7 protein-coding genes are annotated in these 8,164 nt (G+C 72.8%); 4 read left to right on the top strand and 3 right to left on the bottom strand.

The features are described 5' to 3' along the window. Positions 1-112 precede the first annotated feature (112 nt). Positions 113-943 (bottom strand): oxidoreductase, encoded by an 831-nt coding sequence (locus ACZ4XX_RS02850; protein ID WP_468506215.1) that lies wholly within the window; start codon positions 941-943, stop codon positions 113-115. Positions 944-1,043: 100 nt separating this feature from the next. Between ACZ4XX_RS02850 and ACZ4XX_RS02855 the strand changes: the two genes are divergently transcribed. Beyond that, complete coding sequence (locus ACZ4XX_RS02855; protein ID WP_468506216.1) at positions 1,044-2,012, top strand: LysR family transcriptional regulator; 969 nt, start codon at positions 1,044-1,046, stop codon at positions 2,010-2,012. On the opposite strand, the gene ACZ4XX_RS02860 is transcribed toward ACZ4XX_RS02855, so the two are convergent. Next, the gene (locus ACZ4XX_RS02860; RefSeq protein WP_468506217.1) at positions 2,000-3,916 is read right to left on the bottom strand and encodes a serine/threonine-protein kinase; all 1,917 of its coding nucleotides are present in this window, start codon (positions 3,914-3,916) and stop codon (positions 2,000-2,002) included. The genes ACZ4XX_RS02855 and ACZ4XX_RS02860 overlap by 13 nt on opposite strands. A gap of 69 nt (positions 3,917-3,985) precedes the next feature. Continuing rightward, a complete protein-coding gene (locus ACZ4XX_RS02865; RefSeq protein WP_468506218.1) occupies positions 3,986-5,548 on the bottom strand; it encodes a substrate-binding domain-containing protein in 1,563 nt (520 codons plus the stop codon). A 217-nt stretch (positions 5,549-5,765) separates the two neighbouring features. Between ACZ4XX_RS02865 and ACZ4XX_RS02870 the strand changes: the two genes are divergently transcribed. The 3 genes from ACZ4XX_RS02870 to ACZ4XX_RS02880 all read left to right on the top strand — a co-directional run bounded on the left by ACZ4XX_RS02870 (position 5,766) and on the right by ACZ4XX_RS02880 (position 8,046). Further along, positions 5,766-6,707 (top strand): NADP-dependent oxidoreductase, encoded by a 942-nt coding sequence (locus tag ACZ4XX_RS02870; RefSeq protein WP_468506219.1) that lies wholly within the window; start codon positions 5,766-5,768, stop codon positions 6,705-6,707. 194 nt (positions 6,708-6,901) lie between these two features. Then, positions 6,902-7,060 carry a hypothetical protein gene (locus ACZ4XX_RS02875; RefSeq protein ID WP_468506376.1) on the top strand — a complete coding sequence of 53 codons (159 nt, stop codon included), beginning with the start codon at positions 6,902-6,904 and terminating at the stop codon, positions 7,058-7,060. Between the two features lie 137 nt (positions 7,061-7,197). Then, positions 7,198-8,046, top strand: a complete 849-nt coding sequence (locus ACZ4XX_RS02880) for an FG-GAP repeat domain-containing protein (protein ID WP_468506220.1) — start codon at positions 7,198-7,200, stop codon at positions 8,044-8,046. Positions 8,047-8,164: the final 118 nt, after the last annotated feature.

Here is an 8,164-nt window from a genome sequence, read left to right on the forward strand (position 1 = left end):
GGGGGATACGAGGCGGGGCGGCGCCGTGTCGGGCTGTCGGAGCCTCCCCCCGCCCCCCCCCCCCCCCCCCCCCCCCCCCCCCCCCCCCCCCACCACACCAGCCCGTCAGCCGTCAGCCGTCCAGCTTCGTGTCCCGTCCGACCTTCTCCCAGGTCGTCACGTCCGACCGGACCTGGTCCAGGTGCCCCAGGATCGTGTCGATCGAGTCGTCGCCCAGGGCCAGCCGCAGCGGCGTCTCGTCGGCGTTCAGGGCGGCGAGGACCGCCGCGGCCGCCTTCGCCGGGTCGCCCTCCTGCAGACCGCCGCCCGTCTCCACGAACGCGCGGGTCGCGCCCACCGTGTCCCTGTAGTCCGCGATGCCGTCGCCGCTCAGGCTGTGGTTGCCGAAGAGGCTCGTGCGGAAGGCGCCCGGTTCGACGATCAGGACGTCGATGCCCAGCGGCCGTACCTCCGCCGCGAGCGCCTCGGACATGCCCTCCAGGGCGAACTTCGTCGCGCTGTACGCGCCGAAGCCCGCCATCGAGATCTGGCCGCCGACGCTGCTGAGCTGCACGATCGCGCCCGAGCGACGGGCCCGCATGTGGGGCAGGACCGCGCGGGTCAGCGCCGCAGGGCCGAAGACGTGGACGTCGAACAGGGAACGCAGCTCGGCGTCGGAGGTCTCCTCGACCGAACCGACGTGCGTGCGGCCCGCGTTGTTGACGAGCACGTCGATGCGGCCGTGGCGTTCGGCGACCTCCGCGACGACCGTGTCGACCGCCGCCGTGTCGGTGACGTCGAGCGCGACCGGGTCGACCTGGTCGGGGTGGGCGGCGACCAGGTCGTCCAGGGTCTCGGTGCGGCGGGCCGCGGCGACCACGATGTCGCCGGCCGCGATCGCCGCCTCGGCGAAGGCGCGTCCGAAACCGCTGTTGGCGCCCGTGATCAGCCAGACCTTGCTCATGGGAATCCCTCTTCCTCGTTCTCGTCTCTCTGCGATGCCTCAACCAGCCTGTGCCACAAGGTCGTTGCCGGTCCAAGATCTGCTGTGATAGCCCATGGGCATGACCATGGACGTGCACGGCCGGGATCTGAGGTACTTCGTCGCCGTCGCCGAGGAGCTGCACTTCACCCGGGCCGCCGAGCGTCTGTACGTCTCCCAGCCCGCGCTCAGCAAGCAGATCAGGGCCCTGGAGCGGCAGCTCGGCGCGCCCCTCTTCGACCGTGACCGGCACGGTGTCCGCCTCACCCCCGTCGGTACGGCCCTCCTGCCGCACGCCCGCGCCGTGCTCGCCGCGTGGGCGGAGGCGGACGGGGCCGTGCGGCGGGCCCGCTCCGCCGAGCGGTCCGCGCTGGTCGTCGGCATGTCCACCAGCCCCGGGCGGGGCGGGCTGCTGCCCGCGATCCGCTCCCGTTTCACCGAGGCCCACCCGGAGGCGGTGCTCAAGCTGCGCCAGGTGGGGTGGGAGGACCCGACGGCCGGCCTGGCCGACGGTGCCAGCGATGTGGCGTTCGTCTGGCTGCCGCTGCCCGCGCCGGAACGCTTCCGCTGGGTCGTCGTGGCCGCCGAACCCCGGCTCGTCGCCCTCCCGGAGGCCCATCCGCTGGCCGCCCGCGAGCGCCTCGACTTCGCGGACCTCCTCGACGAACCCTTCCTCGCCCTGCCGGCCGCCGGCCCCGAACTGCGCGACCACTGGCTGGCGCTGGACTCCCGGGGCGGCCGCCCGCCGGTCGTCGGCGCGGAGATCGGCGGCGTCGACGAGACGTACGAGGCCCTCGTCGGCGGCCTCGGCATCTGTCTGGTCGCGGCCGGCAACGCCCCGCTCCTCGTCCGCGAAGGTGTCGTCACCCGCCCCGTCGACGGCATCGGCCCGAGCCACCTCGTCCTCGCCCACCGCGCGGACGACACCCGGCCTCTGGTCCGCGCGTACGCCGAGGCGGCGGGGCGGTCGGGGGAGGCGGGGAAGGCGGGGAGCGCAGGGAAGCCGGGGGAGGCAGGGAAGCCGCCGCCGACCGCCTCCTACGAGCGGTAGTACTCGTTCGGTTCGCCGTCGAGCATCGGGTAGACGAGGAGCCGGTCCTTGCCGTTCAGCTTGTCGACGCGCAGGTAGCGCGAGAGGCCCTCCTGGCATTCGCGGTCCCAGGCGTTGGTGTCCCGGGTGGCGGGGCCGATGATCAGCATGTTGCCGACGCCCGCGAGGACGGCCGTGGTGCCGCAGGACCAGTCCTCGTCCAGGAGTACGCCGTCGACCGTGCGCGGATAGCCGTCGAGGGTGTTCACCACGGGGGCGCCGACCGGGCCCTGGGTGATCGTCACCTGCGAGGTGTAGCGCTCGTCGTTCTCGCCGTAGATCTCCGGGGCGGGGATGCGCGACCAGGTGCCGAGGAAGCGGGCGGGGACGACCTCGGTGCCGGTCGGTGCCTTGCGGAAGGTGGCCTTCGCCGTGCCCGAGGTCCACTCCAGGACGTCGGGGGACCGCAGCGTCAGCGTCTGGTGCGCGGCGGGGACGCAGCGCTGGGCGGGCACGCTGGTCGTCACGACGGACTCGCCGAAGACGACCTTGTCCTCGTCGGCGGAGACGAGCCGGGAGCGGCCCATGCACAGGCGGTTCTCGGCGACCTGGACGTAGACCGCGTTCTTGGCGCCCGCCGCTCCCTGGCTGATCTCGAACCGGGCGGTCTCCCGCGGGTGGTCCGGCGAGCCCTGGATGACGCCCTCCCAGGCGCCGAGGAAGGCGGCCGGGACGATGCCGGCGGGCCGGGCCGCGACGTTGCCCGTGCCGCTCGGGCGGTTCTTCTGGTCGTCGATACCGGCGCTCGGGTCGGGCCAGAAGGTGTACGTGAGGGTGGCGGCGGCCGCCACCGCGACGGCCGCGAGCCCGGCGACCAGGGCCGTCCGGCGCGGGCGCCCCGCCTGGTGGGGCCGGGGGGCCGTGGAGGCGGTGGACGGGAGGGGCGTGGGCGGGGTCGGGTCCCCGTCGGCACGGGCGACGCCACCGCCACCGGTACCCGTGCCGGCCCTGCTCCCCGTTCCCGTCGCGCTCTCCGTCTCGGCCTCCAGGAGCCGCGCCGCGTGCCGGCCGAGCCGGGCCAGGACGTCCGCCGGGAGCCAGGGGTCGGGGATCGGCAGCGTCTCCGCGATCTCGGCGGCCGACGGCCGCGCGGCCGGGTCCTTGGCGAGGCAGGCCCGGATCACCCCGGTCAGCTCGGGCGCCAGATCCGTCAGGTCGGGCTCGTCGTGGGCGATCCGGAACATGGTCGCGTGCACGCCGCTGTCCGCCGTGCCGAAGGGGGAGCGGCCGGTCGCCGCGTACGCCAGGACCGAGCCGAGGCAGAAGATGTCCGATGCCGGGGTGAGCCGGTCGCCCCGCACCTGTTCGGGCGACATGAAGCCGGGGGAGCCGACGACCGCGCCGGTGGTGGTCAGATTGCCGCCGTCGGCGACGGTGTCGACGGCGCGCGCGATGCCGAAGTCGATGATCCGCGGCCCGTCGACGGTGAGCAGGACGTTGGACGGCTTGAGATCGCGGTGCACGAGCCCGGCGGCGTGGATGTGCACGAGGGCGCGGGCGAGACCGGAGGCCAGCGCCTTCACGGTCGCGGGCGGCAGGGGCCCGAACTCGTCGCCGACCACGGCCCGCAGCGACGGTCCCGGTACGTAGCCGATGGCCACCCACGGCGCGTGGGCCGCGGTGTCCGAGCCGAGGACGGGCGCGGTGCCCGTGCCGCCGACCCGTTCGAGGGAGGCGACCTCGCGGGCGAACCGGCGCCGGAACTCGTCCTGGGCGGCCAGCTCCGCGTGCACGACCTTCACCGCGACCGTCCGTCCGCCGGCCGAACGCGCGAGGAACACCCGGCCCATGCCCCCGACCCCGAGGCGGCCGAGCAGACGGAACGGGCCGATGCTGACCGGGTCTTCCGCGTTCAATGGCTCCACGTCGTCAGAGCATGCCAGAACGGGGGTCGGCAGTCTCTGCCGATCGCATGCCGGACCGGGGGTGAGCGGTCAGCCCTCCCCGCAGATCCGCAGCCCCTTCGGCGTCGAGCAGGGCAGGTGCCCGTGGGCGCGGATGATGTCCTGGCCGCTGCCCCAGCGCAGATACGTGAGGAAGCTTGCGGCCGGCGAGTCGGCCCCCGGCTCGCGCCAGGTGTAGGCGTACTCGATCTCCCGGTACGGGTAGCTCGACTCGCCCAGCTCGTCCAGGACCGGTCTGCGGCCGTCGATGGCCACCCGGTGCAGGCCCTTCAGGCCGGTGCCCTCGCGGACTTCGGTGTAGCCGATCGCGCCGGGCAGCCTGGCCACGGTGGACAGGACCTGTTCCGTGGAGTCGAGTTCGCAGCGGATGACCTTCGACTCGGGGTCGTTGCTGGTGCGGCAGTCCTGGGAGGAGTTGGCGGGCTCGTTGCGCCCGAGGACCCGACGCTGGAACACCTCCCTGGTGCCGGAGCTGGCGTCCCGGCTGACCAGCAGGACCGGCCGGTCCGTGCCGGGCACCAGTTCGCCCCAGTTCCTGATCTCGCCCCGGTAGACGCGACGGATCTGGTCCAGGGTCAGGTCGTCCACGGGCACGTCGTCGTTGAGGACCAGGGTGTAGAGGGAGACGGCGACCATGCTCTCCCGCAGCTCGGGGAAGCCGCCCGGCTTGCGCCCGTCGGACAGGGCGACGACGGAGGGAGAGCCCTTGGCGGTCTTCGCGCCCTCGTCGGCCAGCCGCCGTATCCCGGACGTCGACCCGTGCGCCTCCACGCTCACGGTCGCGCCCTCGCAGTCCTTCTCGTACTTCTTCGCGAGTTCCCGTACGACGGGTGCGAAGGCCGTCGACCCGATGACGGTGAGGCTGCCTTCGGCGCAGCCGATCGGCGGCGGGGTCCGCTCCCGGACGATGATCACGGCGAGGGCGATCATGCAGAGCGTGAGGGTGAGGGTGACGGTCCGCGCGACCCGGCTGAAGAGGGGCGCCTTGTCGTCGGGGGTCGTGCTGTGGTTGACGTGGACGACGCCGTCGTCCAGGGTGCCCTCGACGACGACGGGGGCACCCGTCGGACCGCCGGTGAGCAGGACGAGCAGCTTGTAGTGGGCGCCCCGGTTGAGCGGCACCTTGGGCAGCCGGATGGAGCCGACCCCCACGGCCGGCTGCCAGGCGGCGTCGAAGTGGGTCAGGAGCCCGGGGTGGCCGGGGGCGGTCACCACGATCGCCTTCATCTGGCGGCCGGGGCCGGTGCCGTCCGGGTGGGCGAACCGCACGGTGAGTCCGGTGCTGCCCCCGTCCGTGTAGTCGTCGCCGCCGATGGCCAGGCCGCCGTCGTTCTCGATCCGGAGCAGGACGATGGTGGCGTCGGTCAGATCCTGGGTCGTGTCGAAGTACCCGCGCCGTACGGTCGCGCCGGGGCCGGTCACGGCGCTGCTGGCCGCGGCTCCGGCGCCGATGGACGTGTCGAGCTGGACGCGGTAGCCGATCCGGCGCCGGCGCGGAACCCACCACTGGACCCAGATGGCGGCGATCGAGACGAGGACGCCGATCAGCGCGGTGACCACGGCGATGATGTTCTCAGCGGTAAGCCAGTCCACCCGCGCGACGGTACGGACGTGTGTACGGGGACGGCGGGTACGTCGCTTCCCGCCTCCTGGAGTTCGCCCTTCCGTCAACCGGGCCGCGCCCCGGCTTCTCCGTCGACCCGGCTCCTTCGCCGACCGGGCCCTGCGCAGGTGGGTCATCAGAGGTTGCCGGGGGTGTGGAGCGTGGGTGTAATGGCCACGAGGGGGCCTTCAGTCTGAGGAGAACCCCATGCGTGTCGTCGAAGTGACCGCCTACGGCGGACCCGAGGTCCTCAGAATGGCCCGCCGGCCCGAGCCGGTGGCCGGGGAAGTCCCCGGCAGGGTGCGCGTACGGCTCAAGGCCGCCGGTGTGAACCAGGCCGATGTGCGGATCCGGGCCGGTCTGTACGCCGGCGCGGTCGGCGACCTCAAGCCCCCCTTCGTCCTGGGGACGGACTTCGCGGGGAAGCTGCTCGATCCCGTGCCCGGGATGGCCGAAGGCACTCGTGTGGCCGGGTACATCAACTGGTACGAGGAGCTGACCGGCGAGGGCACGTACGCCGAGGTCGTCTGGGTCGATCCGGCCTGGCTGGCCCCGATCCCGGACGACGTGGAGTTCACCGTCGCCGCGTCCGTCCCGCTGGCCTCGGCCACCGCCCAGCAGGGCCTCGACCGGCTGGCGCTCCCTGCGGGGTCGACGCTGCTCGTGACCGGTGCGAGTGCCGTGGTGGGCCGCTTCGCGGTCCAGTACGCCCATGCGGCCGGACTGCGGGTCGTGGCCGTCGCCCACGAGGGCGACGAGAGCGAACTGAAGATCCTCGGCGCGGACCACGCCGTACCGCGCGGCACGCCCGAGGAGGTGGCCGCCCGGGTGAGGGAGGCCGCCCCGGAGGGGGTGGACGGGATCTTCGACGGTGCGCTCTTCGGCGGCGGGTCCCTCCCGCTCCTGAAGGACGGCGGTGCCTTCGCCGCGATCGCTCCCGACCGGATTCCGGTCGCAGAGCGGAACATCCGCGTCGAGGTGGTCCGGGCCCACCCGGACGCCGCCCGGCTGAAGGAGACGCTGGAGAAGGTCGCTGCCCGCGAGCTGATCACCCGGGTGGCCGACGTCATGCCGCTGGAGGAGGTCGCCGAGGCCCACCGCCGCGCGGAGGCGGGCCACCGGCCGGGCCGGATCGTGCTCCTGATCTGAGGGGCGGCCCTTCCCTCGCGAGGTACCCCAAGCTCCACGGGGACACGGCCCGGGCCCCTGGTCCGGGCCTTGTCGCACCCTCGTGAGAGGCTTCCGGCCTCCGGCGGCACACGACCAGTGCGCCCGCCGTCGAGCCCGGAGCGGAGCCGACGACAAGGACGGGCGGCTCCGGCTGGAACGTCTACGACCGGCTGCTGTCGGTCGGCGACCTCGACCTCGACGGCCGGACGGACCTGGTCGCGCGGAAGCCGAACGGCGACCTCTTCCGGTACTCGGGTTCGGGCAGCGCCCCGGCCGTGTTCCAGAAGCCGGTCAAGATCGGCCACGGCTTCCAGATCTACAACCTGCTCTAGGCGCAGGCTGTTTGAGCACCTTCACGTCCTGCCCACAGGCTCTTCAAGATTTCGCCAAATTTCGAACAGCTGTGGCAAGATTTCAAGATCAGCGGCGCGTGCAGCGCGCCGCCGTAGAGTCCCAGGGGGGAATCCTGATGACCATCATTCGACGTCGTCGTGCGCTCAAGGGCGCGCTCGTCGCCACGGCCGTCGCGGTCGCGACCGCGACGGTGGCCGGTACGGCCTCCGCCGCCGGCACGGAGCTGCCGGTGCAGCCCACCTTCGAGATGTACGGCGCCAACAAGACGACCCAGGAACTCCAGGTCTGGTACCCGATCGGCGACGAGATCGACACGATCGGCCCGCTGGACAAGGTCGCCGCCGTCGCCGACATCATCGTCGCCGACAACGACAACGACGGTCACGGCGAAGCCGAGTGGACCGTCTACAAGAACGGTCGGCTGGACTTCTACTCGACCGACAGCGAGGACATCGACGGGAACGTCGTCGGCCGCGGCTGGAACATCTACACCACGGTCCTCTCGCCGGGCAACGTCGGCGGTGCCAAGCAGGCCGACCTGCTCGGTGTCGACAAGACCGGCGTGCTGTGGAGCTACCTCTCGTACCCGAACGGCACCCTCACCCCCCGCGTGCGGGTCGGTGGCGGCTGGAACGCGTACACCCAGATCGCCGGCCAGGGCGACCTGACCGGTGACGGCAAGCCCGACGTCGTCGCCCGCGACAAGACGGGTGTCCTGTGGCTCTACAAGGGCACGGGCAACTACAAGGCCCCCTTCACCGGCCGTACGAAGGTCGGCTCCGGCTGGAACACCTACGACCGGGTGCTGTCGACGGGTGACATCAACCTCGACGGCAAGGCGGACCTGCTCGCCCGCAAGGCGAACGGCGACCTGTTCAAGTACCTGGGTACGGGCAACGCCTCGGCTCCGTTCAAGGCGCCGGTCCGGATCGGTGGCGGGTTCCAGAAGTTCAACCTCTTCTAGTCCTGCCCGTCCCACCCGCGTGGTGACCGTATGACGGCGGGAGAGGGGGGGGGGGGGGGGGGGGGGGGGGGGGAAGGGGGGGGGGGGGGGGGGGGGGGGGGGGGGGGGTGGGGAGGGG

Source organism: Streptomyces sp. NPDC029956 (genome assembly GCF_055574655.1).

Coding starts and splice junctions, on each gene's coding strand:
- ACZ4XX_RS02880 (WP_468506220.1), top strand. CDS start 7,198: ATGACCATCATTCGACGTCGTCGTGCGCTCAAGGGCGCGCTCGTCGCC.
- ACZ4XX_RS02850 (WP_468506215.1), bottom strand. CDS start 943: ATGAGCAAGGTCTGGCTGATCACGGGCGCCAACAGCGGTTTCGGACGC.
- ACZ4XX_RS02855 (WP_468506216.1), top strand. CDS start 1,044: ATGACCATGGACGTGCACGGCCGGGATCTGAGGTACTTCGTCGCCGTC.
- ACZ4XX_RS02870 (WP_468506219.1), top strand. CDS start 5,766: ATGCGTGTCGTCGAAGTGACCGCCTACGGCGGACCCGAGGTCCTCAGA.